At 73.4% G+C, this 26,451-nt stretch carries 23 protein-coding genes; 16 read left to right on the top strand and 7 right to left on the bottom strand.

Going from position 1 to position 26,451, the window contains the following annotated elements:
- Positions 1-6 precede the first annotated feature (6 nt).
- The 13 genes from ABT084_RS27090 (at position 7) to ABT084_RS27030 (ending at position 13,818) form a co-directional block, all read left to right on the top strand.
- Positions 7-1,167, top strand: a complete 1,161-nt coding sequence (locus tag ABT084_RS27090; protein ID WP_351048989.1) for an NAD(P)/FAD-dependent oxidoreductase — start codon at positions 7-9, stop codon at positions 1,165-1,167.
- A complete protein-coding gene (locus ABT084_RS27085; RefSeq protein WP_351048988.1) occupies positions 1,167-1,505 on the top strand; it encodes a (2Fe-2S)-binding protein in 339 nt (112 codons plus the stop codon). The genes ABT084_RS27090 and ABT084_RS27085 overlap by 1 nt, the downstream gene beginning before the upstream one ends.
- On the top strand, positions 1,486-2,991 hold the full coding sequence (locus tag ABT084_RS27080; protein WP_351048985.1) for an FAD-dependent oxidoreductase: 1,506 nt from the start codon (positions 1,486-1,488) through the stop codon (positions 2,989-2,991). The genes ABT084_RS27085 and ABT084_RS27080 overlap by 20 nt, the downstream gene beginning before the upstream one ends.
- A gap of 74 nt (positions 2,992-3,065) precedes the next feature.
- Positions 3,066-3,989: a dihydrodipicolinate synthase family protein gene (locus ABT084_RS27075; RefSeq protein WP_351048982.1), complete on the top strand. Its 924-nt coding sequence runs from the start codon at positions 3,066-3,068 to the stop codon at positions 3,987-3,989.
- Between the two features lie 56 nt (positions 3,990-4,045).
- A complete protein-coding gene (locus tag ABT084_RS27070; protein WP_351048979.1) occupies positions 4,046-5,050 on the top strand; it encodes a proline racemase family protein in 1,005 nt (334 codons plus the stop codon).
- On the top strand, positions 5,047-6,105 hold the full coding sequence (locus ABT084_RS27065; protein WP_351048976.1) for a proline racemase family protein: 1,059 nt from the start codon (positions 5,047-5,049) through the stop codon (positions 6,103-6,105). The genes ABT084_RS27070 and ABT084_RS27065 overlap by 4 nt, the downstream gene beginning before the upstream one ends.
- Positions 6,102-7,100 (top strand): ornithine cyclodeaminase family protein, encoded by a 999-nt coding sequence (locus tag ABT084_RS27060; protein WP_351048974.1) that lies wholly within the window; start codon positions 6,102-6,104, stop codon positions 7,098-7,100. Before ABT084_RS27065 ends, ABT084_RS27060 begins: the two co-directional genes overlap by 4 nt.
- A 40-nt stretch (positions 7,101-7,140) precedes the next feature.
- Positions 7,141-7,863 (top strand): GntR family transcriptional regulator, encoded by a 723-nt coding sequence (locus ABT084_RS27055; protein ID WP_351048972.1) that lies wholly within the window; start codon positions 7,141-7,143, stop codon positions 7,861-7,863.
- Between the two features lie 232 nt (positions 7,864-8,095).
- A complete protein-coding gene (locus ABT084_RS27050) occupies positions 8,096-9,838 on the top strand; it encodes an ABC transporter substrate-binding protein (protein ID WP_351048969.1) in 1,743 nt (580 codons plus the stop codon).
- 2 nt (positions 9,839-9,840) lie between these two features.
- Positions 9,841-10,794 (top strand): ABC transporter permease, encoded by a 954-nt coding sequence (locus ABT084_RS27045; RefSeq protein ID WP_351048967.1) that lies wholly within the window; start codon positions 9,841-9,843, stop codon positions 10,792-10,794.
- Entirely contained in the window at positions 10,791-11,777 is a 987-nt protein-coding gene (locus ABT084_RS27040) for an ABC transporter permease (RefSeq protein WP_351048964.1), read from the top strand. Before ABT084_RS27045 ends, ABT084_RS27040 begins: the two co-directional genes overlap by 4 nt.
- Positions 11,777-12,808: an ABC transporter ATP-binding protein gene (locus ABT084_RS27035; RefSeq protein WP_351048961.1), complete on the top strand. Its 1,032-nt coding sequence runs from the start codon at positions 11,777-11,779 to the stop codon at positions 12,806-12,808. Before ABT084_RS27040 ends, ABT084_RS27035 begins: the two co-directional genes overlap by 1 nt.
- Positions 12,805-13,818 (top strand): ABC transporter ATP-binding protein, encoded by a 1,014-nt coding sequence (locus ABT084_RS27030; protein WP_351048959.1) that lies wholly within the window; start codon positions 12,805-12,807, stop codon positions 13,816-13,818. The genes ABT084_RS27035 and ABT084_RS27030 overlap by 4 nt, the downstream gene beginning before the upstream one ends.
- A gap of 161 nt (positions 13,819-13,979) precedes the next feature.
- Here ABT084_RS27030 and ABT084_RS27025 read toward each other — a convergent pair whose 3' ends face one another.
- Positions 13,980-16,058, bottom strand: a complete 2,079-nt coding sequence (locus tag ABT084_RS27025; RefSeq protein WP_351048956.1) for a S9 family peptidase — start codon at positions 16,056-16,058, stop codon at positions 13,980-13,982.
- Between the two features lie 82 nt (positions 16,059-16,140).
- Here ABT084_RS27025 and ABT084_RS27020 point away from each other — a divergent pair, with 82 nt between their 5' ends.
- The gene (locus ABT084_RS27020) at positions 16,141-17,688 is read left to right on the top strand and encodes an MFS transporter (RefSeq protein WP_351048953.1); all 1,548 of its coding nucleotides are present in this window, start codon (positions 16,141-16,143) and stop codon (positions 17,686-17,688) included.
- A gap of 204 nt (positions 17,689-17,892) precedes the next feature.
- Here the strand turns inward: ABT084_RS27020 and ABT084_RS27015 are convergent, their stop codons facing one another.
- From ABT084_RS27015 to ABT084_RS27005, 3 genes are all read right to left on the bottom strand, one after another.
- Positions 17,893-18,759 carry a helix-turn-helix domain-containing protein gene (locus tag ABT084_RS27015; protein ID WP_351048950.1) on the bottom strand — a complete coding sequence of 289 codons (867 nt, stop codon included), beginning with the start codon at positions 18,757-18,759 and terminating at the stop codon, positions 17,893-17,895.
- Between the two features lie 12 nt (positions 18,760-18,771).
- Positions 18,772-20,208: a cytochrome P450 gene (locus tag ABT084_RS27010; RefSeq protein WP_351048947.1), complete on the bottom strand. Its 1,437-nt coding sequence runs from the start codon at positions 20,206-20,208 to the stop codon at positions 18,772-18,774.
- A 134-nt stretch (positions 20,209-20,342) separates the two neighbouring features.
- On the bottom strand, positions 20,343-21,017 hold the full coding sequence (locus ABT084_RS27005) for an excalibur calcium-binding domain-containing protein (protein WP_351048944.1): 675 nt from the start codon (positions 21,015-21,017) through the stop codon (positions 20,343-20,345).
- 124 nt (positions 21,018-21,141) lie between these two features.
- Here ABT084_RS27005 and ABT084_RS27000 point away from each other — a divergent pair, with 124 nt between their 5' ends.
- Positions 21,142-21,465: a putative quinol monooxygenase gene (locus tag ABT084_RS27000; RefSeq protein WP_351048941.1), complete on the top strand. Its 324-nt coding sequence runs from the start codon at positions 21,142-21,144 to the stop codon at positions 21,463-21,465.
- Positions 21,466-21,478: 13 nt separating this feature from the next.
- Here the strand turns inward: ABT084_RS27000 and ABT084_RS26995 are convergent, their stop codons facing one another.
- The 3 genes from ABT084_RS26995 to ABT084_RS26985 form a co-directional block, all read right to left on the bottom strand.
- Positions 21,479-22,015, bottom strand: coding sequence for a hypothetical protein (locus tag ABT084_RS26995; protein WP_351048938.1), 537 nt, complete (start codon positions 22,013-22,015; stop codon positions 21,479-21,481).
- Between the two features lie 373 nt (positions 22,016-22,388).
- A complete protein-coding gene (locus ABT084_RS26990; RefSeq protein ID WP_351048935.1) occupies positions 22,389-23,918 on the bottom strand; it encodes a helix-turn-helix domain-containing protein in 1,530 nt (509 codons plus the stop codon).
- Between the two features lie 57 nt (positions 23,919-23,975).
- Entirely contained in the window at positions 23,976-24,467 is a 492-nt protein-coding gene (locus ABT084_RS26985; RefSeq protein WP_351048933.1) for a MarR family winged helix-turn-helix transcriptional regulator, read from the bottom strand.
- Between the two features lie 96 nt (positions 24,468-24,563).
- Between ABT084_RS26985 and ABT084_RS26980 the strand changes: the two genes are divergently transcribed.
- Positions 24,564-25,436, top strand: coding sequence for a haloalkane dehalogenase (locus tag ABT084_RS26980; protein WP_351049064.1), 873 nt, complete (start codon positions 24,564-24,566; stop codon positions 25,434-25,436).
- Positions 25,437-26,451: the final 1,015 nt, after the last annotated feature.

Below are 26,451 nucleotides of genomic sequence, written 5' to 3'. Positions count from 1 at the left end.
ACTGCCGTGCCCAAGAGACCACTCACGGACGCGCCCCTCGACGCCGTCATCATCGGTGCGGGCGTCGTCGGAGCCGCCTGCGCGTACTACGCCACCCAGGCCGGCCTCTCCGTAGCCGTCGTCGACCGCGGCCCCGTCGCGGGCGGTACGACGGGTGCCGGGGAAGGGAACCTGCTCGTCTCCGACAAGGGGCCGGGCCCCGAGCTCGACCTCGCGCTGCTCTCCACCACCCTGTGGCGCGGGCTGGCCGCCGCCCTCCCGGAGCAGACCGAGTACGAGGCCAAGGGCGGCCTGGTCGTCGCCCCCGACGAGGCCACCCTCAAGGCCCTGCGGGACTTCGCCGACGGCCAGCGCGCCGTCGGCGTACGGGCCGCCGAGGTGGCCGGGGACGCGCTCCGCGACCTGGAGCCGCACCTCGCCCCCGGCCTCGCGGGCGGCTTCCACTACCCCGAGGACGCCCAGGTCCAGCCCGCCCGGGCGGCCGCCCACCTGCTCGCCGCCTCCGGCGCCCGCGTCGTCACCGGCGAGGAGGTCACCGCGATCCTCCGCTCGCGGGACGGCGCGGTACGGGGCGTGCGCACCCCGCGCCGCGAACTGCGCGCCCCGGCCGTCGTGAACGCGGCCGGCACCTGGGGCGGCCGGATCGCCGAACTGGCGGGCACCACCCTGCCCGTCATGCCCCGCCGCGGCTTCGTCCTGGTCACCGAACCCCTGCCGCGCGTGGTGCGCCACAAGGTGTACGCCGCCGACTACATCGCCGACGTCGCCAGCGGCTCCGCCGCCCTCCAGTCCTCCGCCGTGGTCGAGGGCACCCCGGGCGGGCCGGTCCTCATCGGCGCCACCCGCGAACGGGTCGGCTTCGACCGCGGCCTGTCCACCGAGGCCCTGCGCCGCCTCGCCGGCCAGGCCGCCGCCCTCTTCCCGGTCCTGGCCGACGTCCGGGTGCTGCGCGCCTACCACGGCTTCCGCCCGTACCTCCCCGACCACCTGCCGGCGATCGGCCCCGACCCGCGGGTCCCCGGGCTGCTGCACGCCTGCGGCCACGAGGGCGCGGGCATCGGCCTCGCGCCCGGCACCGGGGTGCTGATCGCCGCGGCCCTCGCGGGCACGGCGGCCCCGATGGACCCCGGCCCGTTCCGCCCCGACCGCTTCACCAAGGAGGCCTGATGGCCGGCTTGCGCCGCACCCGCCCGGCGCGGGAACCGCGCGACCTCGTCGGCGGCGCGGCCCGGACCGCCCACACCGTCGAGTTCGACGGCCGCGCCCTGCCCGCGCAGGACGGCCAGAGCATCGCCGCCGTCCTGTGGGCCGCCGGGATCCTCGCCTGGCGCACCACCCGCGAGGGCGGCGCCCCGCGCGGCGCGTTCTGCGGGATCGGCAGCTGTTACGACTGCCTCGTCACCGTCAACGGCCGCCCCAACCAGCGGGCCTGCCTGGTCCCGGCCCGGCCCGGCGACACCGTCACCACCCAGGAGGGAACCGGCCGTGCCGACCTCGCCGTCTGACCTCGCCGTCGTCGGCGCGGGCCCGGCCGGGCTCGCCGCCGCCGTCACCGCCGCCGATCTGGGCCTGCGCGTCATCCTCGTGGACGCGGGGGAGCGGCCCGGCGGCCAGTACTACCGCGCGCCCGCCCCCGCCCTCGGCGCCGCCCGCCCCGAGGCCCTGCACCACGACTGGGCCGCCTTCGCCACCCGGGAACAGCGCCTGCGCGCCCACGAGTCGGCGGGCCGGATCACCTACCTGCCCGCCCACCACGTCTGGACGGTGGTCCCGGAAACCGGACCGGGATCCGGATCCGCACCCGGATCCCGCACGGGCACCGGCACCGACGCCCGTGCCGACGGCGCCGGACCCCCGGGCTGGACGCTGCACGCCGTCGCCGGCACCCGCGGCGAGGACGAGCGCCCCGTCACCCTGCGCACCCGCGCCGTCCTGCTCGCCACCGGCGCCCACGAGCGGCAACTGCCCTTCCCCGGCTGGACCCTGCCCGGGGTCGTCGGCGCCGGAGGGGCCCAGGCCATGCTCAAGGGCGGCCTCGTCCTGCCCGGCCGCCGGATCGTCGTCGCGGGCAGCGGGCCCCTGCTGCTGGCGGTGGCCGGATCCCTGGCCGCCGCCGGGGCCCGGGTGCCCGCCGTGCTGGAGGCCTCCTCCTACACCGCCTACGCGGGCCGGCTGCCCACCCTGCTGCGCAACCCCGGCAAGCTCGTCGAAGGCGCCACCCACGGCGGGGCGCTGCTGCGCCACCGGGTGCGGCTGCTCACCCGGCGCGCCGTCATCGAGGCCCAGGGCGGCGACCGGGTGGAGGCCGTGGTCACGGCCCGGCTCGACCGTGACTGGCGGCCCGTGCCCGGCACCGAGCGCCGGATCCCCTGCGACGCGCTCGCGGTGGGCCACGGGCTGGTGCCCCAGCTGGAACTCGCCACGGGCCTCGGCTGCGCCACCACGCGCGCGGCCGACGGGACGGTGGTGCTCGACCTCGACGAGAGCCAGCGGACCTCCGTCCCCGGCATCTGGTCGGCGGGCGAGACCGGGGGGATCGGCGGCGCGGGACTCGCCCTGGCCGAGGGGGAGCTGGCGGCCCGCGCGGTCGCGGGCGGGCCCGCCCCAGCCGCCCTGGTGCGCCGCCGGGCCCGGCTGCGGGCCTTCGCCGACGCGATGGGCGCGGCCCACCGGCCGGGCGCCGGGTGGACCGAGTGGCTGCGGGAGGACACCGACGTCTGCCGCTGCGAGGAAGTCCCGGCCGGGCGGATCCGGGAGGCCGTGGCCGACCTGGGCGCCGGGGACGTCCGTACCGTCAAACTGCTCACCCGCGCGGGCATGGGCTGGTGCCAGGGACGGATGTGCGGAGCCGCCGTCGCCGCGCTCGCGGGCGTGGAAGCGGCCGCCGACCGGCGGCCGTTGTCCTGTCCGGTGCCGCTGGGCCACCTGGCCGGGCTGCCGGCCGTCGAGTCGGCCGTCGAGCCGGCCGGCCGACCCGCGGCGGACCACTGATCGGGCGGCCGCAACCCTTGTGGCCGCCCTGCACCCACTAGTAAAATGTCACACATCACATAAGGAGTTCTCCCATGACGCACGCGCCCACCCCCGCGCCCACCGCACCCCGCACCCGCCCCTGGCACGGAATCATGGTCGCCACGGCCCTGCCCCTGCGCGCGGACCACTCCGTCGACTACGACGCCTACGCCGAGCACGTGGCCTGGCTGATCGCCAACGGCTGCGACGGCGTCGTCCCCAACGGCTCGCTCGGCGAGTACCAGACGCTCACCGACGAGGAGCGCGCCCGGGTCGTGCGCACCGCCGTCGAGGCCGCGGGCGACGGCGACCGCGTCATGCCCGGCGTCGCCGCCTACGGCAGCGCGGAATCCCGCCGCTGGACCGAACAGGCCGCCGAAGCGGGCGCGGGCTCCGTCCTGCTGCTCCCGCCGAACGCCTACCGCGCCGACCACGACGCCGTCCGCGCCCACTACGCCGAAGTCGCCCAGGCCGGCGTACCCGTCGTCGCGTACAACAATCCCATCGACACCAAGGTCGACCTGACCCCGCCGCTGCTCGCCCGGCTGTACGCCGACTCCAGCATCGTCGCCGTCAAGGAGTTCACCGGGGACGTCCGCCGCGCCTACGAGATCGCCGAACTCGCCCCGGGCCTCGACCTGCTGATCGGCTCCGACGACGTCCTGCTCGAGCTCGCCCTCGCCGGAGCCGTCGGCTGGATCGCCGGATACCCCAACGCGCTGCCGAACTCCTGCGCCGCCCTCTACCGGGCCGCCGTCGCCGGTGACCTGGAGACCGCCCTGCCGCTCTACAAGTCCCTGCACCCGCTGCTGCGCTGGGACTCCAAGACCGAGTTCGTCCAGGCCATCAAGCTCTCCATGGACCTGGCGGGCCGCCCCGGCGGCGCCGTCCGGCCGCCCCGCTTCCCGCTCACCGGCGAGATCGAGGCCGCCGTCCGCGCCGCCACCGAGAAGGCCCTCGCCGAGGGCCTCAACTAGGTCCAGGGCCCAGCTTTTCCGCCCGGTCCGTCCAGCCGAGATCCCAGGGGGACTCCATGCGCACCCGCCACGTCTACCACGCCGTGGACTCACACACCGAGGGCATGCCCACCCGGGTGATCACCGGTGGGGTCGGGGTCATCCCCGGCGCCACCATGGCCGACAAGCGGCTCCACTTCATCGCGCACATGGACCACGTCCGCACCCTGCTGATGAACGAGCCCCGCGGACACGCGGCGATGAGCGGCGCCATCCTGCAGCCGCCCACCCGCCCCGACGCCGACTTCGGGGTCCTCTACATCGAGGTCTCGGGGCTGCTCCCGATGTGCGGCCACGGCACGATCGGCGTCGCCACGGTCCTCGTCGAGACGGGCATGGTGCCCGTCGTCGAGCCCGTCACCACCGTCCGGCTGGACACCCCGGCGGGCCTGGTCAGCGTGGACGTCCAGGTCCGGGACGGGGTGGCCGAACACGTCACCCTCACCAACGTCCCCTCCTTCTGCGTCGGCCTCGACCTCAAGGCGGAGGTCCCCGGATACGGCACGGTCACCTACGACCTCGCCTACGGCGGCAACTTCTACGCCTTCGTCGAACTCGACTCCCTGGGCCTGCCCTTCGACCGCGCCCGGGGCAACGACCTGCTCGCCGCCGGACTCGCCGTCATGGAGGCGGTCAACGCGAGCGAGCACCGCCCCGCGCACCCCGAGAACCCCTCCATCGGCGGGGTGAAGCACGTCTACCTCGCCGCCCCCGGATCCGACGCCGAACGCTCCCGGCACGCCATGGCCATCCACCCCGGCTGGTTCGACCGCTCGCCCTGCGGCACGGGCACCTCCGCGCGGATGGCCCAGCTGCACGCCCGCGGCCTCCTCCCCGTCGGCCGGGACTTCGTCAACGAGTCCTTCATCGGCACCGAGTTCACCGGCCGGCTGGTCTCCGAGACCACCGTCGGCGGCCTGCCCGCCGTCGTCCCGACCGTCACCGGCCGTGCCTGGATCACCGGCACCGCCCAGTACTTCCTCGACCCGTCCGACCCCTTCCCCGGAGGGTTCCAGCTGTGACGGCCGAGCCCGCCGCGCACCCGCCCGTGCGCACCACCGACTACCACACCGCCGGGGAACCCTTCCGGATCGTCACCGCAGGGCTCCCGCCCGTCCCCGGCGACACGGTGGCCGAGCGCTGCGCCACCGCCATCGGTCCCGGCGGCAGCGGTACGGCGCCGCGCCGGGGCGCGCTGGACGACGTACGCCGTCTCCTCGTCCAGGAACCGCGCGGGCACGCCGGGATGTACGGAGGGTTCGTGGTCCCGCCCGACGACGACGGGGCGCACTTCGGGGTGCTCTTCTGGCACAAGGACGGCTACTCCACGGCCTGCGGGCACGGCACGATGGCGCTCGGCGCCTGGGCCGTGGACAGCGGCCTGGTCGCCGCCCCGCACGACGGGGACGCCCGGGTGCGCATCGACGTGCCGTCCGGGCGGGTCACCGCCACCGTCCACCGCGCCGCGGGCCGCACCACCGGGATCACCTTCCGCAACGTCCCGGCCCGGGTCACCGCCCGCAAGGTGCCCGTGGCCACCTCCTTCGGAGTGGCCGAGGTGGACCTCGCGCATGCCGGCGCCTGCTATGCCTCGGTCGCCGCGCGGGACCTGGGGCTGGGCACCGGCCGCGACGCGCTGCCCGCACTGGTGCGGGCCGGGCAGGAGATCCGGTCGGCGCTGGCGGCCCACCCCGGCACCTGGCACCCGGACGGTCCGCTGCTCTCGGGGGTGTACGGGGTGATCCTCTACGAGGAGCTGCCCGACACCCCCTTCGGCCCCCACCAGCGCAACGTCACCGTGTTCGGCGACGGCCAGATCGACCGCTCGCCCTGCGGATCGGGCACCTCCGCCCGCCTCGCCCTGCTCGCCGAGGACGGACGCCTGGGCGCGCACGGGGACCTGCTCCACGAATCCGTCACCGGCACCGTCTTCACCGGCCGGATCCTGCCGTCCACCGGTCCCGGGGAGGCCTCCGACGGGCTGGTCACCGAGGTCACCGGCACCGCCCACCGCACCGGCGAGCACACCTTCGTACGGGACCCGTACGACGTCCTCGGCACCGGATTCGCCCTGTGAGCGACGCCGGTTCCGCCGGGCCGGCCGGTCCCTCGCCCGCCCCGCCCGGTGGTCTCCCGCAGTTCGGCGCCGAGCGGATGGCGGCCCTGCTCGCTCCGGCCGCGGCCGCCGACGCCCTGGCCGACGCGCTGCGCCACGGGCCCGACCCCGAGGGCTGCCCCCGGCGCACCGCGCTCGCGGTCCCCGGCGGCGAGCTGCTGCTGATGCCCGCCGCCTCCGGCGCGTACGCGGGGGTGAAGATCGCCGGGGTGGCCCCCGGCAACGCGGCCCGCGGGCTGCCCCGGATCACCGGTTCCTACCTGCTGCTGGACGGCCCGACCCTGTGCCCGCTGGCCCTGTTCGACGGGGCGGCGCTCACCACCCTGCGCACCCCGGCGGTCTCCGCCCTCGCGCTGCGGTACCTGGCCCCGGCCGGGCGGTCGCTGCGGCTCGTGCTGTTCGGGTCGGGCCCGCAGGCGTACGGGCACCTCGAAGCGATCGTGGCCGTACGGGAATTGGCCGAAGCGGTGGTGGTCGCGCGCGACCCCGCGCGGGCCGGGGCGCTGGCCGCGTACGCCCGTACCCTCGACGTCCCCGCCCGGACCGGCGGCCCGGGGGACGTGGCCGGGGCCGACCTGATCGTCTGCTGCACCACCTCCCGCGAACCCCTCTTCGACGGGCGGATCGTGGAGCCCGGCGCCACCGTGGTCGCGGTGGGCTCGCACGAGCCGGACGCCCGGGAAACGGACACGGCGCTGGTGCGGCGGGCCGCCGTCTACGTCGAGTCCCGCGCGGCCGCGCTGCGGGAGGCGGGGGACCTGCTGGTCCCGGAGGCGGAGGGGGCCATCGGGCCCGGTCATATCAGCGGCACCCTGGCTGACCTGGTCGCGGGCCGGATGGCGGGCGGGCGGGCGCAGAGTTGTCCACAGCTCTTCAAGAGCGTGGGCATGGCCTGGGAGGATCTTGCCGTGGCGGTGGCGCTGTACGCGGCGGCCGGGGGCAACAGCGAAACGTGACATTGTACGCTGTGCCTCTGCGATTCTCGGAGGAAAAGCTATGGGTGACCTGAAGCAGCACAGTCTCATCAAGGCCCAGGAGCGGCTGCGCGATCAGGTGGGACACGCCCTTCGGGCCGCCCTGATAGCGGGTGAACTCCGCCCCGGGAACGTCTATTCGGCGCCGGGCCTGGCCGCCGAACTGGGGGTCTCGGCCACGCCGGTGCGCGAGGCGATGCTGGACCTGGCCCGCGAGGGGCTGGTGGAGCCCGTACGCAACAAGGGCTTCCGGATCACCGAGGTCAGCGAGCGGGACCTGGACCAGTACACCGAACTGCGCACCATGATCGAGGTGCCGACCATCGGCCGGATCACCGAGATCGCCACCGTGGAGCAGCTGGAGGCCCTGCGGCCGATCGCCGAGGAGATCGTCACCAGCGCCCGCGAGCACAACCTCATCGGCTATCTGGAGGCGGACCGCCGCTTCCATCTGTCCCTGCTGGCCCTCGCGGGCAACGACCGGCTCGTGGAGACCGTCGGCGACCTGCGCAAGCGCTCCCGGCTCTACGGGCTGACCGGCCTGGACGAGGCGGGCAAGCTCGTCTCCTCGGCCGAGGAGCACGTCGAGCTGCTGGACCTGATGATCGCGGGCGACGCGGCGGCGGCCCAGGAGTGCATGACCCGCCACCTCGGCCACGTCCGCTCGCTGTGGGCGCAGGGCCGCGACGAGCCGGTGGGCCGCAGCGTGGGTCGGCTGGGCGGCGGGGCGGCCGCCAAGGCCTGACCGGGCCGCCGGATCGGATCCGGCCGCGCGGCCGCGCGTTTCCGGGGCCCCGACCTGCCGGTCGAGGCCCCGGAGTGCTGTCCGGACCGCGTCTCGCGGGCCTCAACTCACCTTCTGGGTGGCGCATTTGGACACGGCTGGATAACGACGGCGCAGACCCCTTGTCAGTGCAATTTCACATTACTATGTTACCGGTCACATCGTAGAGCGCGGCCCTTCCCTGGAGTGACCCATGACCAAGCGCCACCAACTCGCCCTCGCCACCGCCCTGGTGGCGGCCCTCGCACTCGGCGCCTCGGGCTGCTCCGACACCAAGAAGGCATCGGCGGGCACGGGCGGCGCCAACCCGGCCGCCGCCAACGACGGCCGGACCCTCGGGGGCACCCCGGTCAAGGGCGGCACCCTCACCGTCCTGTCCAACCAGGACTTCGCCCACCTCGACCCGGCCCGCAACTGGGTCATGCCGACCATGGACTTCGGGACCCGGCTCCTCTACCGCACCCTGGTCACCTTCAAGGCCGAGCCGGGCAAGGGCGGCAGCGAGCTCGTCCCCGACCTCGCCACCGACCTCGGCACCGCCTCCAACGGCGGCCGCACCTGGACCTTCACCCTCAAGGAGGGCCTGAAGTACGAGGACGGCACCCCCATCAAGGCCGCCGACATCAAGTACAACGTCGAGCGCTCCTTCGCCCCGGACCTCACCGGCGGCCCCGACTACGCGGCCCAGTACCTGGCCGGCACCGAGGGCTACAAGGGCCCCCTCCAGGGGCAGCACCTGGACTCCGTGAAGACCCCGGACGACCGCACGATCGTCTTCGAACTGAAGAGACCCGTCGCCGAGTTCTCCGCCACCGCCACCCTGCCGACCTTCGCGCCCGTGCCGCAGGCCCAGGAGAAGGGCACCCAGTACGACGCCCGCCCCTTCTCCTCCGGCCCGTACAAGATCGAGTCCTACGACCGGGACAAGAAGCTCGTCCTGGTCAGGAACGAGCACTGGGACCCCAAAACCGACACCGTCCGCAAGGCCTACCCCGACAGGTTCGTGGTGGTCATGGGCCTCAAGGGCGGCCAGATCGACGACCGCGTCATCGCGGGCGAGGGCGCCGACGCCTCCACCGTCGAATGGTCGAACATGCGGCCCGAGAGCGCCCCGAAGGTGCTGCCCAAGCCGGAGATCAAGCAGCGGCTGCTCGCCGAGTCCCAGGGCTGTACCGAGATGCTCAGCCTGAACAACTCCCGCGCGCCCTTCAACGACCCCAAGGTCCGCGAGGCCATGCAGTACGCGGTCGACAAGGAAGCCGTGATCACCGCGAACGGCGGCCCGGCCCTCAACGAGGTCGCCACCGCCTACCTGCCGCCCGCGCTCTCCGGCGGCAAGCAGGCCGACACCCTCAAGATCGCCCCCGGCGGCGACCCCGCCAAGGCCAAGCAACTCCTCCAGGCAGCGGGCAAGGAGAAGCTGAAGGTCTCCCTCGCCGTGTCCACCGGCGACAAGGGCAAGGCGGAGGCCATCCAGCAGGGCCTGTCCCGCGTGGGTATCGAGGTGGTCATCGACACCATCGACCCGGGCGCCTACTACGACGTCATCGGCGACCTGTCCACCACGCCCGACATGACGATGAGCGGCTGGTGTCCGGACTACCCCTCCGGCTCCACCTGGCTCCCCATGGTCTTCGACGGACGCACCATCAAGCCCAAGGGCAACCAGGGCAACAACAGCCAGTTCCGTGACGACGCGACGATGAAACGGATCGACGAGATCAACGCCATGTCCGACGCGAAGCAGGCCAACCAGGCCTGGCAGGACCTCGACGCGGCCATCATGACCAAGTCCCCGTCCGTCCCGCTCTTCCTGGAGCGCAAGCCGCTGCTCGTCGGACCCAACATCGCGGGCGCCTTCGGCCACCCCGTCTGGGTCGGCCAGATCGACTACGCGACCGTCGGTCTCAAGGACCCGGCGAAGAGCCAGGGCTGAGCATGACCGCCACCGTCTCCGCCACCGACCCCGGGCCGGTGGCGGCGAAGGTCCCTCCGGGCAGCAGCCCCTGGCAGCTCGCCCGGCGGGAACTCCGCCGCCGCCCCGCCGTCCGCGTCAGCCTCGTCATCGTCGTCCTCTTCGTCCTGATGGCCCTCGCCGCCCCCTGGCTGGGCGCGCTCGGCGGCTGGGCCCCGGACACCTACGACAAGAGCGCCGTCGACGCCTACCTCGGCGGCCTCCCCCTCGGCTCCCTCGGCGGCATCGGCCCCGAGCACTGGCTGGGCGTCGAACCCGTCACGGGCCGCGACCTCTTCGCGCGCGTCGTGCACGGCGCCCAGGTCTCCCTGCTGATCGCCTTCTCCGCCACCGCGATCGTCGTCCTCGCCGGGACCGCCGCGGGCATCGCCGCCGGCTACTTCGGCGGCCGCACCGACGCCGTCCTGTCCCGGCTCATGGACCTGACCATGTCCTTCCCCTCCCTGATCTTCATGATCGCGGTGCTGTCGGTGGCCAAGGACGTCAACCGGATCGTCCTCATGACCGCCGTCATCGGCCTCTTCGGCTGGCCCGGCATCGCCCGCGTGGTCCGCGGCCAGACCCTCTCGCTCAAACACCGCGAATACGTCGACGCGGCCCGGGTCGGCGGCGCCGGCGCCTGGCGCATCCTGACCCGCGACATCCTCCCCGGCGTCTCGGGCCCCGTCATCGCCTACACCACCCTGCTCATCCCCGGCATGATCAGCACCGAGGCCGCCCTGAGCTACCTGGGCGTCGGCGTCCGCCCGCCCACCCCGTCCTGGGGCCAGATGATCGCCGAGAGCGTCGCCTTCTACGAGACCGACCCCATGTACTTCGTCATCCCCAGCACCTTCCTCTTCCTCGCCGTCCTCGCCTTCACCCTGCTCGGCGACGCACTGCGCGACATCCTCGACCCGCGGGGCGGCCGCACGTGATCCTCTACCTGCTGCGCCGCCTGCTCGCCCTCGCCGGGGTGCTGCTCGCCATCGCCGCCGTCACCTTCCTCATCTTCTACGTCCTGCCCTCCGACCCGGCCGCCGCCGCCTGCGGCAAGAGCTGCAGCGAGGAACGCATCGCCGCGGTCCGCGCGTACCTGCACCTCGACCAGCCCCTGTGGCGCCAGTTCTACGACTTCCTCAGCGGCATCTTCACCGGGCGCACCCTGGGCACCGGCCAGTACGCCGTGCAGTGCGACTTCCCGTGCCTGGGCTACTCCTACGAGAACTCCCTGCCCGTGTGGGACCTGCTCATGGACCGCCTCCCGGTCTCCGCCTCCCTCGCCGTCGGCGCCGCCGCCCTGTGGCTGCTGCTCGGCCTGGGCGCCGGGGTCACCGCCGCCCTGCGCAAGGACACCGCCACCGACAAGGTCCTCATGGTCGGCGCGGTCGCCGCCGCCTCCCTGCCCGTCTACTTCACCTCCGTGATGCTGATCTACGGAGTGATCCGCGTCGCCGACCTGCTGCCCTACCCCACCTACCAGGCTTTCACCGACGATCCGCTCGCCTGGGCCAGCAACCTGCTGCTGCCCTGGACCGCGCTCGCGCTGCTGTACGCCGCCATGTACGCGCGCCAGAGCCGCGGCTCCATGATCGAGGCGATGGCCGAGCCGTACATCCGTACCGCACGCGCCAAGGGCATGCCCGAGCGCACCGTCGTCGTCAAACACGGCCTGCGCTCGGCCATGACTCCCATCCTCACCATCTTCGGCATGGACCTCGGCGGGCTCCTCGCCGGAGCAGTCATCACCGAGTCCATCTTCGGACTCCCCGGCATCGGACGGCTCTTCTACGGCGCCCTGGTCAACTCCGACCAGCCGGTGGTCCTCGGGGTCACCCTGCTCGCCGCGTTCTTCATCGTCGTCGCCAACCTCGTCGTCGACCTCCTGTACGCCGTCATCGACCCGAGGGTGAGGTACTGATGGCCGCTCTCCTCGACGTGCGCGACCTGCACGTCACGTTCACCACGCCGCGCGGCACCGTCCGCGCCGTGGACTCGCTCGACTTCACCGTCGAGGCCGGCCGCACCCTCGGCATCGTCGGGGAATCCGGCTCCGGCAAGTCCGTCACCTCCCTCGCCGTCATGGGCCTGCACCGCGGCGCCGAGATCGGCGGCTCCATCGCCCTGGACGGCCGGGAGCTCACCACCCTCGGCGAGAAGGACCTCTCCCGGCTGCGCGGCCGCAAGATGGCCATGATCTTCCAGGACCCGCTCTCCAGCCTGCACCCCTACTACACGGTCGGCGAACAGATCGCCGAGCACTTCCGGGTGCACTTCAAAGCCGGCCGGGCCGCCGCGCGCAAACGCGCCGTGGACATGCTCGGCGAGGTCGGCATCCCCGAACCGGCCCGCCGCGCGGGGGAGTACCCGCACCAGTTCTCCGGCGGCATGCGCCAGCGCGCGATGATCGCCATGGCCCTGGCCTGCGAGCCCGACCTGCTCATCGCGGACGAGCCCACCACCGCCCTCGACGTCACCGTCCAGGCGCAGATCCTCGAACTGATCGCCCGGCTCCAGCAGGACCGCGGCCTCGGCGTGGTCATGATCACCCATGACCTCGGCGTGGTCGCCCGGGTCGCGCACGAGGTGCTGGTCATGTACGGCGGCCGGGCCGCCGAACAGGCCCCGGTCGACGAGCTGTTCGCCGACCCGGCCCACCCCTACACCCGCGGCCTGCTGGACTCGCTGCCCCGGCTCGACGACGCCGACGACGAGCCGCTGCGGACCATCCCCGGCTCCCCGCCCTCGCTGCGCGAACCGGCCCCGGGCTGCGCCTTCGCCCCGCGCTGCGCCCGGGCCGCCGCCGGGACCGATGCGGAACGGCAGCACTGTACGACGGTCCGGCCCGCCCTCGATCCGTACGCGGGCTCCGCCCGCCGGGTGGCCTGCCACTTCGCGGGCCCCGGCGCGGCCCCCGCCGCCGCGGGTCCCGTCCAGGAGGCCTCCCGATGACCGAGACGATCCCAGCGAGTGCCACGGCCGGCCCGGCCACGGCCCCGCCCCTGCTGTCCGTGCGCGACCTGACCATGGCCTTCCCCGGGAAGCGCTCCGCCACCGGCCGCCGGGGCGCCCCCGTCCGGGCCGTGGACGGGGTCTCCTTCGAGCTGGCGGCCGGGGAAACCCTCGGCCTGGTGGGGGAGTCGGGCTGCGGGAAGTCCACCACCGGCCGGATGCTGGTGCGCCTGCTGGAACCCACCTCGGGGAGCATCACCTTCGAGGGCCGCGAGATCAGCCGCCTCTCCCAAGGCGCCATGCGGCCGCTGCGCCGCCACCTCCAGATGGTGTTCCAGGATCCGCATTCCTCCCTCAACCCCCGCCAGACGGTGGCCCGGATCATCTCCGACCCGCTCCTGGTGCAGGGCTGGAGCGCGTCCGACGCCCGCCGCCGGGCGGCCGAGCTGATGGAGCTGACCGGGCTGATCCCCGAGCACATCGACCGCTATCCGCACGAGTTCTCCGGCGGTCAGGCCCAGCGCATCGGCATCGCCCGCTCCCTGTCCACCAGCCCCCGGCTGATCATCGCCGACGAACCCGTCTCCGCCCTCGACGTCTCCGTGCAGGCCCAGATCGTCAACCTGATGGAGCGGCTGCGCCGCGAACTCGGCCTGGCCTACGTGTTCATCGCGCACGACCTGTCGGTGGTCAAGCGGGTCAGCGACCGGGTCGCGGTGATGTACCTCGGCCGGATCGTCGAGATCGGGGACAAGCGCCGGCTGTACGCCGACCCCCAGCACCCCTACACCCGGGCGCTGCTGTCCGCCGTACCGCTGCCGGATCCGGCGGCCGAGCGGCGGCGGGAGCGGATCGTGCTGCTCGGAGATCCGCCGAGCCCGGCCGCGCCGCCGCCCGGCTGCTCCTTCCACCCGCGCTGCCCCAAGGCGCAGGAGATCTGCCGCACCGAGCGGCCCACGCTCCAGCCCGTCGCCGGACGCGACGTGGCGTGTCACTTCCCGGGGAACTGACGGACCCCCGAGCAGAGGGAAGAGGGAAGGGCCCCGCCGCCGGTCTCCGGCGACGGGGCCCTTCTTCGTGCCCGGGGCTCCTTCTCCTGCCGCAGCCCCTCTTCCTGCCGCAGCCCTTTCCTCCCGCCGCAGCCCCTTCCTCCCGCCGCTCCGGGGCGGTCTCAGCCGAGACCCAGCTCCGCGCGGAAGAAGGCGAGTTCGAGCGCCATCACCTTCTCCCGGACGCCGCCCGGGGTCATGTGCGTGACACCGGGCAGCGCCAGCAGCTGGTGCGGGCGGCCCGCGTCGGTCAGCGCCCGCGAGAGGCGCAGCGTGTGCGAGGGGTGCACGTTGTCGTCGGCCAGCCCGTGCACCAGCAGCAACGGCCGGGTCAGCGCCGGGGCGTCACCGATCAGGCAGTCCCGCTCGTAGACCTCCGGCTCCTCCTGCGGCAGGCCCAGATAGCGCTCGGTGTACGCCGTGTCGTAGTGCCGGAAGTCCGTCGGCGCGGCCCCCGCCACAGCCGCGTGGAACACGTCGGGGCGGCGCAGCACCCCCATCGCGGCGAGATAGCCGCCGTAGGACCAGCCGCGCACGCCGACCCTGCCGAGATCCAGGTCCGGGTGCCGCTCGCCCAGCGCGCGCAGCGCCGCCACCTGGTCCGCCATCGTCACCTCCGAGAACCCCCGGTACATGGCGTGGGTGAAGGCGGGCGAGACGTACGGGGTGCCCCGGTTGTCGACGGTGACCACCGCGAAGCCCTGGTCGGCCCACCACTGGCGGGCCTGCCAGCGCCGCGGCTCGGCCGAGACGTCCTGGAAACCGGGGCCGCCGTAGGTGTCCAGCAGGACGGGCAGCCTGCGGCCCGGGACGTGGCCGCGCGGCAGCACCAGCGCGGTGGGGATCCCGAGCTCGGTGACCCGCTCGAAGCGCGGCTCCACCCGGTACGGCAGCGGCTCGGCGAGGTCGGCGATGCCCAGCTCCCGCCCGTCGGCGGTGCGCACGGTCCGCCGGAACCCGTCCGCGTCGGCCGAGGTCAGCAGCAGCGCCCCGGCGGAGGCGAGGGCCGTGTGCACCCCCGGCCCGTCGACGACCGGGGTCAGCTCGCCGGTGAGGCTGTCGAGCAGCAGCACTTGCTGCTCGGCGGGGTCGCGCAGCCCCGCCTCGATGAGCAGCCGCCCCTCGTGCACGCCGAGCACGCCCCGCACCTGTACGTCGTCCCCGGTGAGCAGTACGCCGTCCACGGCCAGGGCGCGCGCGGCCCCGCCCGGGGTGTCGGCCGCCGTCAGCATCCGCCCGTCGGGCAGCCGGGCCGGGGTGCCGGGCACCATCGGGTCCACCCACTGGGGGTGCGTGGTGCGCGAGAGCTCCGCGGTGCGCCCGGTGACCGGGTCGGCGGTGAGCAGCACCACGGTGCGCTGGAGCCGGTCCTGGACGGTCAGCAGGATCTCGGTCGGCGATTCCCAGCCGGCGTCGGAGACGTAGGGGAACGCGGCCGCGTCCCAGTCGAGCCGGACCCCGGGCCCGCCGTCCGCGCCGAGCACCCAGAGCCGCACCTCGGCGTTGGGGCCGCCCGCCTCCGGGTAGGCGAAGTCCTCGGCCGCCCGCTCCGGGTGCTCCGGGTCGGCGAACCAGCGGCGCTGGAGGGCGTCCTCGGTGACGCGGGCGGCCAGCAGGGTGCCCCCGTCCGGGGACCACCAGTGCCCGCGGGCCCGGCCCAGCTCCTCCGCGGCGGCGAATTCGGCGATGCCCCAGCGGGCCCCGTCGTCGGGGCTGACCCGGCCGCCGGGGGCGACGTACAGGGCGTCGGCGGTGACGTAGGCGGTGCGCGAGCCGTCGGCGTTCGGGCGGGGGTCGAAGACGGGGCCGGCGGCCGGGATCTCCTCGGGCGCCGCGTCCTTGTCGGCGGTGACGGCGTAGAGCCGCCCGTACAGGGCGAAGACCGCGCGGCGGCCGTCGCCGGAGAGCGCGTACGACCCGATTCCCGGGCCGGTCAACCGGATCCGCTCGCGCAACCGCCGCTCGGCGACGGGGAGTTCACCGGGGCCGTCGGGCAGCAGCTCGCGGGGGTCGGCGAGCCGTGTCTCGGCGCCGGTGGCGGTGTTGAGCACCCAGAGGCTGTCGAAGGGGTCGGTGGGGCCGGTGGAGCGGAGGAACCAGAGCAGCCGGCCGTCGTCCCCGAAGGAGAAGGCGCGGGGGGAGCCGTGGGTGAAGCGGGCGGTGGCCGCGGAGAGGCGGAGGAAGTCGTCCTGAGGATCCATGACCGAAGTGTGGCATGTGAAATGTCACATGCTCTAGTCCGTTCGAGTGGTGACCCCCGGGGCACGGGCTTAGCGTCGAACAGTGGATGCGAACACTTCGCCGAGCACCAGCGGGACCGAAGGCAAGGTCCGAGAAGGCGGGAGCGGTCTCGCACTGCTCGTCATCGCCTCCTGTCAACTCATGGTCGTTCTCGACATCACCATCGTGAACATCGCGCTGCCGCACATCCAGACCGCCCTCGGGTTCTCCACCGAAAGCCTCTCCTGGGTCGTCAGCGCCTACACCCTCACCTTCGGCGGACTGCTGCTGCTGGGCGGCCGCACCGGTGACATCCTCGGGCGGCGCCGCGTCTTCGTCTTCGGCGTCCTGCTCTTCGGCCTGGCCTCGCTGCTCGGCGGATTCTCCCAGAACGCGGGCCAGTTGCTGGCGGCGCGCGCCCTCCAGGGCGTCGGCGGCGCGATCGCCTCCCCCACCGCGCTCGCCCTGATCACCACCACCTTCCGCGAGGGACCCGAACGCAACCGCGCCTTCGGTGTGTTCGCGGGCGTCTCGGCGGGCGGCGGCGCCATCGGCCTGCTCGCGGGCGGTGTGCTCGTCGAATGGCTCAACTGGCGCTGGGTGCTCTTCGTCAACGTCCCCATCGCCCTGCTGATCGCCCTGATGGCCCCGAGGGTGATCCGGGAATCCGAACGCCACCCGGGACACTTCGACTTCGTGGGCGCCCTGACCTCCACGCTCGGCATGGTGTCCCTGGTCTACGGGTTCATCCGGGCCTCGCAAGAGGGCTGGGGCGACCCCTACACCCTCGCGTCCTTCGGGGTGGCCGTCGTCCTGCTCGTCACGTTCATCATGGTCGAGCGGCGCTCGCCACAGCCGATCACCCCGCTGCACATGTTCGCCGACCGCAACAGGGCGGGCACGTACGGCATCATGCTCTTCCTCGCCTGCGCCATCTTCGGCATGTTCTTCTTCCTGACCCTCTTCGTCCAGAACGTGCTGGGGTTCAGCCCCATCCGCGCGGGCCTCGCCTTCCTCCCCGTCAGCGCCGTGATCGCGGTGGGCGCGGGCGTCACCTCCCAGCTGCTGCCGAAGTTCGGGCCCAAACCCTTCATGGTGGCGGGCGCCCTGCTCGCGGCCTGCGGCCTGGGCTGGCTCACCTTCACCGACGTGCACTCCACCTACCTCGGCAGCATCCTCGGCCCCATGCTCCTGTTCGCCCTCGGCATGGGCATGCAGTTCGTCTCACTGACGCTGATGGCCCTCTCCAACGTGCCCGACCGCGAATCGGGCGCCGCGTCCGGGCTGCTCAACGCCATGCAGCAGGTGGGCGGTTCGCTGGGCCTGTCCATCCTGGTGACCCTGTACGGCACGGCCAGCCGCAACGAGGCGACCAAGCAGCTGCCCGCCTTCATGGCCAACGCCACCCCGGAACAGAAGGCCGCCTTCCGGCACACCGGCCGGCTGCCCGGCCCGTACGGCGCCCAGGTACTGACCTCGGGCGTGACGGCGGCCTTCATCGTGGCCGCGCTCTTCACCCTGGTCGCGGCCGTCATCGCCCTGGTGGTCATCCAGGTCCGGCCCTCCGACCTGGAACGCCTGAAGGGCACGCACACCCCGGCGGCGGTCTGACATCCGGCGGGGGGCGGCGCAGGACGCGACGGCGGAGCCGGACGCAGGACGCGCCCGGCACCGCCGTACCCCCGACGATGACCTGAGCCACCCCCGCGCCCGCGGCCCGTTCTCCGCGAGAGACCCCCACCCTCGCAGACCACGCCACCGGGAGTATTGGACAAAAACGCTACGCCCGCCGCCCCACCCCACCCCCCGCCCCCGTCACAGCAACGCACTCGTCACCTGCCCCGGCAACCGATCCACCGGCCGCGCCCCCGCCCCCCTCCGCACCAGAAACTCCCCGGGCGCGAACCCGGTCATCCGCCGGAAGTCCCGGTGCAGATGCGCCTGGTCATAGAACCCGCACGCCTCCGCCGCGGCCAAGGCCGTCCCCCCGGCGGTCAGCATCCGCAACGCCCGCTGCAGCCGCAGCACCCGCGCGGCGGTCTTGGGCGACAGCCCGATCTGCTCCCTGAACCGCTGCTCGAGATGGCGCGCACTCCACCCGGACCCCCGCGCGAGATCGGCCAACGGCACCATGCCCCCGCTCGCCGTCAGCCGGTCCCAGGCCCACGCCGTCTGCGGGGCGGCCGCGGGCCCCCGGGCCACGCGCCCCAGGAACAGGGCGTCGAGCAGGGCGAACCGCTCGGCCCAGCCCGGCGCCCGGGCGAGCCGCGCCTCCAGTACGTCCGCCCACGGCCCCAGCAGGTCGCTCAGCGGCACCACCCGGTCGCGCAGCTCGTGCATCGGGACCCGGAAGAGCGTGAACGCCATCCACGGAGCCAGATGCACCTCGACCCCGTGCATCCGGCCGTCGTGCTCACCGACCGTCGCGTCGGTGCGCAGCCCGTTGACGAGGGAGGTGTAGGAGATGTCCGCCACCGCCCCGGCGCGGTAGACCCGCACCGGAGCGGCGAAGTTGACGACCATCGTCACCGTGGCGTTGGGCACCTCGACACGGCGCTGCGGCCGGTCCATGGACACGCGATAACCCCGGTAGCCCACCACCCCCCGGCCCAGCCGGACGTCCGGCACCCCGCTGGTCAGCCGCCAGGTCCCGTACTCGGTGACGCCCCACGCCTGTTCCACCGGGCGCGTCGGTTACGGCGTCGCGCGGAGCGGCCGGATCCGGCAGCGGGCCGGCCCGGTCGCGCGGAGGGTGATCCCGGCGCTGACCGGAATCTCGGTGTCCACGGCCTCGAACTCGTAGGCCCGCAGGGTCATCGCGAGCGCGATCACCGACTCCAGCATCGAGAAGTGCTGCCCGATGCACGCGCGCGGCCCGCCACCGAAGGGGAACCAGGCGTAGCGCGGCCGGGCCGCCTCCGCCTCCGGGGTGAAACGGTCCGGATCGAAGCGCTCCGGGTCGGGCCAGTAGTCGGGGTGCCGGTGGGTCACCCACGGCGCGAGGATCACCGTCGCCCCCGCCGGAATGGCGTGCCCGTCGATCTCGGCCGCGGCGACGGCCTGGCGCCCGATGACCGGCGCCGCCGGGTAGAGCCGCATGGACTCCTTGAGCACCCGGGTGAGGTACGGCAGCCGCTCCAGGTCCGCGGCCTCGGGCGTACGGTCGCCCAGCACCCGGGAGATCTCCTCGCGCGCCCGGGTCTGCAGCTCGGGGTGCCGGGCCAGCAGGTGCAGCGAGAAGGCCAGCGAGGTGGCCGTGGTCTCGTGCCCCGCGAGCAGGAAGATCAGCACCTGGTCGCGCAGCTCGGCCGCGTCGAAGGAGCCGTCGTCGGCGCTCTGGGCGGCGGCCAGCAGGGTCAGCAGGTCCTCGCCGTCCCGATCCGTGCGCGCGCCCGAGCCGGCATCGACACTCGCCCCTTCGCCCGCCGCCGCGCGCCGCCCGGCGATGATCCGGTCGCACACCCCGTACAGCTCGTCCAGCGCGGCGGCCGCCCGCCGGTTGGCCGGGGTCGGCCAGGAACGCGGGATGTTGGCGGGCGAGTACCCGCGCCGCAGCACGTACTCCGTGATGACCGGAAAACACCGGTCCACGACGTCGACCGTCGCGTCCACATCGGTGCCGAAGAGGATCCGGGCCACCGCGCGCAGGGCCAGGTGCATCATCTCGACGGATACGTCGACCACCGCATCGGTGGCCTCCTGCCAGCTCTCCAGGGTCTGCGCGGTCTCGGCGGCCACCGCGGCGGCGTACCCGTCGACCCGGCGCCGCGTGAACAACGGCTGAACCAGCCTCCGTTGACGCAGGTAGTCCTCGTCCTGGCTGGTCAGCAGGCCGTTGCCGAAGGAGTCGCGGATCTCCTGGTAGAAGGGGTTGTCCTTGCGGAAGTTGGCCGACTCCGTGGCCAGCACCCGCTGCGCGCCCTCCGCGGAGAAGACGCAGTGCAGCTCGGCCCGCAGGCCGGGCGGCCCGGCGCTGATCCGCACCACGTCACCGTGCTTGTGCCGGGCCCGCAGATAGGTGCCGAGCGAATCCGACGTGAGGTCGAACAGCGATCCGAGCAACGGCACCCCCTCCAGCTGCGGAGTCCCCACCCGGCGCGCTGCGTTCGACGCCGCTGTTTCCACTGACATGGCCGCCCCCTCGACACGTACCGACGGGCCGATTCTGCCGGGCTCCCGCCACGGGCGACGGGAGCGGGCCGAACATACGACGGAAACCGGCCAGCGCGCACGGTGTTTCCCGCCCCCTGACCGCTCGCCCGCTCCTACTTGTCGCAGGCGATGCCGTCGTTGTCCCGGTCGAGGGCGCTGCGGTAGCCCGGCTGACCGCGCCGGATCGGCGCCGCCCCGGCGTTCTTGGCCGCGGTGCAGTTCGCGTAGTAGACGTCCGCCCCGCCACCGGTGCTCCCGCTGTCACCGTTGCCGCCACCGTCCCCGCCGGTGCTCCCGGTGTCGGTCGGGACGGTGGCCTTCGGCTTGGGCGCGGGCTTCGGCGGGGTGGCGGAGGGGGCGGGCGCCGGCGCCTTCGAGGGATGCAGCGCGGCCCCGGCCTTCTCGGGGCAGGGCGTCCCGGGCGCCACGAGCGACAGCTCCACCGCGGTGTCGGACGCCACCGCCGCGCCCGCGGCCGGCGTCTGGAAGCAGACCGCCCACGCGCCGTGGTCCGGGGCGAGGGTGACGTCGGTGTAGGCGCCGCGCGCCTCGACGGGCCGGGTGACCAGCGCCTTGACGAGGGCCTCGGCCTCGGTGGACTTCTTCCCGATGACGGAGGGCATCACGGCGGCCGCGGAGGGGGAGGCGGTCGCGCTCGGCGACGCGCCCCCCTTGTTCGCGGCGGCCGTGCTCCCCGCCGCCTTCGGCGCGGGATCCTCGCACCCGGCCCCCAGCAACAGGACCGCACTCACGACGACGGCCGCAGCCGCACCACGGCGAACGAACACGATGGACCCCCCGGTAGATCATTCAACAAAGGCCGCAGCCTATGCGCGTCACCTCGGCTCGTGGGGGGTCTTTCAGAAAGTGCCCGCCACCATCTGCTCACCACGGGCTGCCTACAATGAGCGAATGATCTTCATTGTGGTGAAATTCGCCGTCAAGCCCGAGTACGTCGACCAGTGGCCCGACAAGGTCGCGGAGTTCACCCGCGCCACCCGCGCCGAGCCCGGCAATCTGTGGTTCGAGTGGTCCCGCAGCCTGGAGGAGCCGGACACCTACGTCCTGGTCGAGGCGTTCCAGGATGACGCGGCGGAAGCACACGTCACCTCGGACCACTTCCGCGCCGCCCTGGACACGATGCGCCCCCTGGTCACCCGCACGCCGTCGATCGTCAGCACCACGATCGAGGGCGCCACCGGCTGGAGCCGCATGGGCGAACTCCAGGTCGACTGACCCCGGGGCCGGATCAGTAACCCCAGCGCTGGCCCACGCTGTCGTCGTGACGGCAGTGGATCGTGCGCCCGTTGGCGTCGAGCCCGGAGGAACCGACATCGGCCTTCCGGCAGATCTGCCCGGCCTTGTAGCAGTTGCCGGCATTGGAGCGGGGATAGCAGTCGGCCGTCGCCTTGGTGGGCTCGGGTGCGGGCGCGGGCGCCTCGGTGCGGGTGGTGCGCGTGGGCGCCGGCGGCGCGGGGGCGGCCTTCGTGGCGGCCGGGGCCTTGGCGGTCGGCTCGATGCCCGGGGCCGGAGGCGTCGCGGTCGTCGGCGTCGCGGTCGTCGGGCCGGTGCTCGGGGTGGCGCTGACGACCGCGCTCGGGGTGACCGGCGCCACCGAGGGGCTGACACTCACGCCGGCCGTGACGCCGACGCTCGGGGTGCTCGGGGTACTGGCGGGCGCGGCCGGGTCGCACGCGGCGAGCGTCAACACGGCGGCTATGACGGCGAGGGCGCCCCGGTAGCGCTTCTTCACGGTCTTCATCTCGCTGCCGAGCGACGTGGCCATAGGGAACTCCTGCGGGTTGCGGGCGACTCGAACGCGCTGAAGATACAGAGAACCCTGAGGTCCGCGGCCGGTATTGCCCAGACTGAGACCCGCACGGCCGCGCCTCATCCCTTGCCCCGGCCGTGCGCCTTCGACTGTGACGTCCCCTGTGGCGGCGGCACATGGAGGCCTGAGGGTGCGGCTCCTGGCGTTCATCCGGTCTAGGGGCAGTCGAGCGCGGGTGGGTGTCGGCTGGGGTGCTGCGTGGCCACGACACAGCATCCCGCCATGACTGAGACCCCATGGCCCTTGGTGAAGAGCGATGGGGGCTCAGTTGTGCGATCGCACCTATCGCATCGTCAGCCGTGGGGAAGGTGCCCGACCATCCGACTCTCTAGATGTCGCGGAAGATTTCGATCTGGGCGCCGACCGAGTTGAGGCGCTCGGCGAGTTCCTCGTAGCCGCGGTTGATGACGTAGACGTTGCGCAGGACCGAGGTGCCTTCCGCCGCCATCATCGCGAGGAGGACGACCACTGCGGGGCGCAGGGCCGGGGGGCACATCATCTCGGCCGCGCGCCAGCGGGTGGGGCCCTCGACCAGGACGCGGTGCGGGTCCAGGAGCTGGAGGCGGCCGCCGAGGCGGTTGAGGTCGGTCAGGTAGATGGCCCGGTTGTCGTACACCCAGTCGTGGATCAGGGTCTGGCCCTGGGCCACGGCGGCGATGGCCGCGAAGAACGGGACGTTGTCGATGTTCAGCCCGGGGAACGGCATCGGGTGGATCTTGTCGATCGGCGCCTCCAGCTTGGAGGGGCGGACCGTGAGGTCGACCAGCCGGGTCCGGCCGTTGTCGGCGGTGTACTCCGCCGAGCGGTCGTGGTCCAGGCCCATCTCCTCCAGGACCGCGAGTTCGATCTCCATGAACTCGATCGGAACCCGGCGGATCGTCAGCTCCGACTCCGTGACCACGGCGGCGGCGAGCAGGCTCATCGCCTCGACCGGGTCCTCGGAGGGGGAGTAGTCGACGTCGACGTCGATGTTCGGTACGCCGTGCACGGCCAGCGTGGTGGTGCCGATGCCCTCGACCTTGACGCCGAGCGCCTCCAGGAAGAAGCACAGGTCCTGGACCATGTAGTTCGACGAGGCGTTGCGGATGACGGTGACGCCGTCGTGCCGGGCGGCCGCGAGCAGGGCGTTCTCGGTGACCGTGTCCCCGCGCTCGGTCAGCACGATCGGGCGGCCGGGCGAGACGCCGGCCTCGACCTCGGCGTGGTAGATGCCCTCGGTCGCGGTGATGTCCAGGCCGAAGCGGCGCAGGGCGATCATGTGCGGCTCGATGGTGCGGGTGCCGAGGTCGCAGCCGCCGGCGTAGGGCAGCTTGAAGTGGTCCATCCGGTGCAGCAGGGGACCCAGGAACATGATGATGCTCCGGGTCCGGCGGGCCGCGTCGGCGTCCATCGCGTCCATGTCGAGCTTGGCCGGCGGAATGAGCTCCAGGTCCACGCCGTCGTTGATCCAGCGGGTGCGCACGCCGATGGAGTTCAGTACCTCCAGAAGGCGGTACACCTCTTCGATGCGGGCGACCCGGCGCAGGACCGTACGGCCCTTGTTGAGCAGCGAGGCGCAGAGCAGCGCGACGCAGGCGTTCTTGCTGGTCTTGACGTCGATCGCGCCGGAGAGGCGGCGGCCGCCGACGACCCGCAGGTGCATCGGACCGGAGTAACCCAGCGACACGATCTCGCTGTCGAGCGCCTCACCGATTCGGGCGATCATCTCAAGGCTGATGTTCTGGTTGCCGCGTTCGATGCGGTTCACCGCGCTCTGGCTGGTGCCGAGCGCATCGGCGAGCTGACTCTGTGTCCAGCCACGGTGCTGCCGGGCGTCACGGATGAGCTTGCCGATGCGTACGAGGTAGTCGTCTGCCATGGGTGCACGGTATCTCAGATATGAGATGGAGATCGCGCTGGGCGTGGCAGACGGGTGTCACCGCCCGTCAGGCATGCCGGAGGGCCCGGTATCGGGGCCGCCCGCATGGTGGGTGACGAGGCGTCCGAGCAGGCGGGTCAGCTGCTCGCGCTCCGCGGGGGACAAAGGGGACAGAAGCTCCTCCTGTGCGGCGTCGAGCAGTTGCTCCAGGCGGCGGGAGTGGCGTCGGCCCTGGGGTGTGAGGGTGATGACGTTGCGCCGCCGGTCGGCGGGGTCGGGGGTGCGGTCGACCAGGCCCCGGTCGGCAAGTTCGTTGATGACGGCGACCAGGTCGCTGCGGTGGATTCCGGTGCGGGCGCTGAGTTCGGCCTGGCTGACGGGGCCGGACTCCTCGAGGGCGACGAGGGCGGCGTAGTGCCATTTATGGGCATCTGCCCCGCTGAGTCCTGCGATGACCAGCCGTTGGGCGTATGTGGCGGCCTGGCTCAGCAGGCGGCTGGGGAGTTCGCGCAACCGCGCCGGGACGGTCTCGTCCTCTTCCGTGCTCATGGCGGCAACCCTACCCCTTGTGTTGGTGGCACTAACGATATAGCTTCGTTCGTGTCACCAACGTTAGTCATGCGAACGAATCTGGAAGGGGTGGTCATGCCCACCATCGACGTACTCGACTCGGCCATGTACTACGAGGAGCTCCACCCGCGGGAGGCGGCGACCTTCGTCTTCCTGCACGGCAATCCGACCTCCTCCCACCTCTGGCGCGGGGTGCTGCCCCGGATCGCGGGGCCGGCCCGGGTCCTGGCCCCGGACCTGATCGGCATGGGCCGGTCCGGAAAGCCGGGCGGGGAGTACCGGTTCGAGGACCACGCCCGTTACCTGGACGCCTGGTTCGAGGTCATGGGGCTGGACGAGGTGGTCCTCGTCGGCCAGGACTGGGGCGGGGCGCTGGCCTTCGACTGGGCCGCCCGGCATCCCGGCCGGGTGCGGGGGATCGCCTTCATGGAGACGATCCTGCGGCCGATGACCTGGGAGGAGTTCCCTGCCGCGGCCCGGGCCCGGTTCGAGGCGCTGCGGACGGCGGGGGTGGGGGAGGAGATGGTCCTCGACCGGAATGTCTTCATCGAGGACGGGCTGCGGCAGACCGTCATGCACCCGATGGACGCGGCGGACCGTGCCGTGTACGCGGCGCCCTACCCCACGCCGGAGAGCCGGCTGCCGATGCTTCAGTGGGCGCGGTCGATGCCGGTGGGCGGGGGGCCGGCGGAGGTGGTCGCGCGGATCGGGGCGTACGGGGACTGGCTGGCCGGGAGTTCGGGCGTGCCGAAGCTGCTGCTGACGTTCGAGGGGTCGCCGACGCTGATGGTGGGGGAGGGGTTGGCGGCGTGGTGCGAGGGGAATGTCGCGGCCCTGGAGCGGGAGTACTGCGGGGTGGCCGGGCATTTGGCGCCGGAGGATCGGCCGGTCGAGATCGCGGCGGCCGTGTCCGCGTGGGCGGCCCGGCATGGCCTTGGCTCGGCCTGAGCGGTGCGCCGGAGCGGGGCTCGGTGGCCGCGCCTCAACCGCCGGCGGGGCCGGCTTCGGTCCCTGGCCCGGGGTCGGGGGCGGGCCGGGGTGGGTCCCTGGCCCGGGGTCGGTGGGTTCGCCTCAAGCGCCGGCGGGGCTGGGGTGGGTTTCCTGGGCCGGGGGTCGGAGGGGTCAGGGCGGCGGAGCCGGGCCCCTGCGGAGTGTCTCCTCGGCTCGCGGCTGCGGGGGGTCGGAGACGTGCGTCCAGGGGTGACCGCTCGGCCTTGCGGGGACCCTCCTCCGGTGCCCGACTCCACCACCCTGACGCCGTACCCCCGTCGAGGCTTCCGGCTGGGCCGGGGATGCGCGGGAGTGAGCGCCAACCCCGGGTCGGTGGCACTCCCCCTCCCTGCCCCGGGTCCGCGACCCGAGGCCAGTCCCGGCCGGGCGGGGATGCGCGGGGGTGGGCGGCTGGACCGGGACGTGACGCGCTGCCCGGTGTCGGGCGCGGGTGGGGGTGGGGATGTGCGGGTGTGGGCCGGGAGCGCCGGGGTCCGCGACCCGGGGTCGGGCGTGGGCGGTGGCGGGGATGCCGGTGGGCGTCGGCAGCGCCGGGGCCGTGCCCCCGGGCGTGTTTCGGCCGTACGGGTACACGCGGGGGGCACCGGCTACCCGGGTCGGTGTGGCTTTGCCGCCCGTATGCCTGGGTCGCGCCCCTTGGCGGGTTTCGGGTGGGACGGGCATGCGCGGGGGGCACCGGCTACCGGGCCGGTGTGGCTTCGCCGCCCGTAGGCCTGGGCCGCGACCCCCGGCGGGTTTCGGGTGGGACGGGGACACGCAGGAGTGTCCCCGCAGGCCGAGCGGGTCACCCCCGCCGCAACCTCCGACCCCCCGCACCCCGCGAGCCGAGGAGACGCTCGTGCGGGGCACCGGCCCGCCCGGAACCCGCCCACCCCGGGCCCAGGGAAACCACCCCAGCCCCCCCCGCGGTTTTGGGGGGGCGCCGGGGGGGGGGGGGCGCCGCCCCCCCCCC

It is taken from the genome of Streptomyces sp. NPDC002138 (genome assembly GCF_040296485.1).
In the GTDB taxonomy this organism is placed as follows: Bacteria; Actinomycetota; Actinomycetes; order Streptomycetales; family Streptomycetaceae; genus Streptomyces.
Note: the sequence above shows the minus strand (reverse complement) of the source record. Positions and strands in the feature narration are given on the sequence as shown.

Bases quoted from the DNA above. Each gene is read 5' to 3' on its own strand.
- ABT084_RS27085 (WP_351048988.1), top strand. From the start codon at position 1,167: ATGGCCGGCTTGCGCCGCACCCGCCCGGCGCGGGAACCGCGCGACCTC.
- ABT084_RS27075 (WP_351048982.1), top strand. From the start codon at position 3,066: ATGACGCACGCGCCCACCCCCGCGCCCACCGCACCCCGCACCCGCCCC.
- ABT084_RS27070 (WP_351048979.1), top strand. From the start codon at position 4,046: ATGCGCACCCGCCACGTCTACCACGCCGTGGACTCACACACCGAGGGC.
- ABT084_RS27055 (WP_351048972.1), top strand. From the start codon at position 7,141: ATGGGTGACCTGAAGCAGCACAGTCTCATCAAGGCCCAGGAGCGGCTG.
- ABT084_RS27050 (WP_351048969.1), top strand. From the start codon at position 8,096: ATGACCAAGCGCCACCAACTCGCCCTCGCCACCGCCCTGGTGGCGGCC.
- ABT084_RS27045 (WP_351048967.1), top strand. From the start codon at position 9,841: ATGACCGCCACCGTCTCCGCCACCGACCCCGGGCCGGTGGCGGCGAAG.
- ABT084_RS27035 (WP_351048961.1), top strand. From the start codon at position 11,777: ATGGCCGCTCTCCTCGACGTGCGCGACCTGCACGTCACGTTCACCACG.
- ABT084_RS27030 (WP_351048959.1), top strand. From the start codon at position 12,805: ATGACCGAGACGATCCCAGCGAGTGCCACGGCCGGCCCGGCCACGGCC.
- ABT084_RS27025 (WP_351048956.1), bottom strand. From the start codon at position 16,058: ATGGATCCTCAGGACGACTTCCTCCGCCTCTCCGCGGCCACCGCCCGC.
- ABT084_RS27010 (WP_351048947.1), bottom strand. From the start codon at position 20,208: ATGTCAGTGGAAACAGCGGCGTCGAACGCAGCGCGCCGGGTGGGGACT.
- ABT084_RS27000 (WP_351048941.1), top strand. From the start codon at position 21,142: ATGATCTTCATTGTGGTGAAATTCGCCGTCAAGCCCGAGTACGTCGAC.
- ABT084_RS26995 (WP_351048938.1), bottom strand. From the start codon at position 22,015: ATGGCCACGTCGCTCGGCAGCGAGATGAAGACCGTGAAGAAGCGCTAC.
- ABT084_RS26990 (WP_351048935.1), bottom strand. From the start codon at position 23,918: ATGGCAGACGACTACCTCGTACGCATCGGCAAGCTCATCCGTGACGCC.
- ABT084_RS26985 (WP_351048933.1), bottom strand. From the start codon at position 24,467: ATGAGCACGGAAGAGGACGAGACCGTCCCGGCGCGGTTGCGCGAACTC.
- ABT084_RS26980 (WP_351049064.1), top strand. From the start codon at position 24,564: ATGCCCACCATCGACGTACTCGACTCGGCCATGTACTACGAGGAGCTC.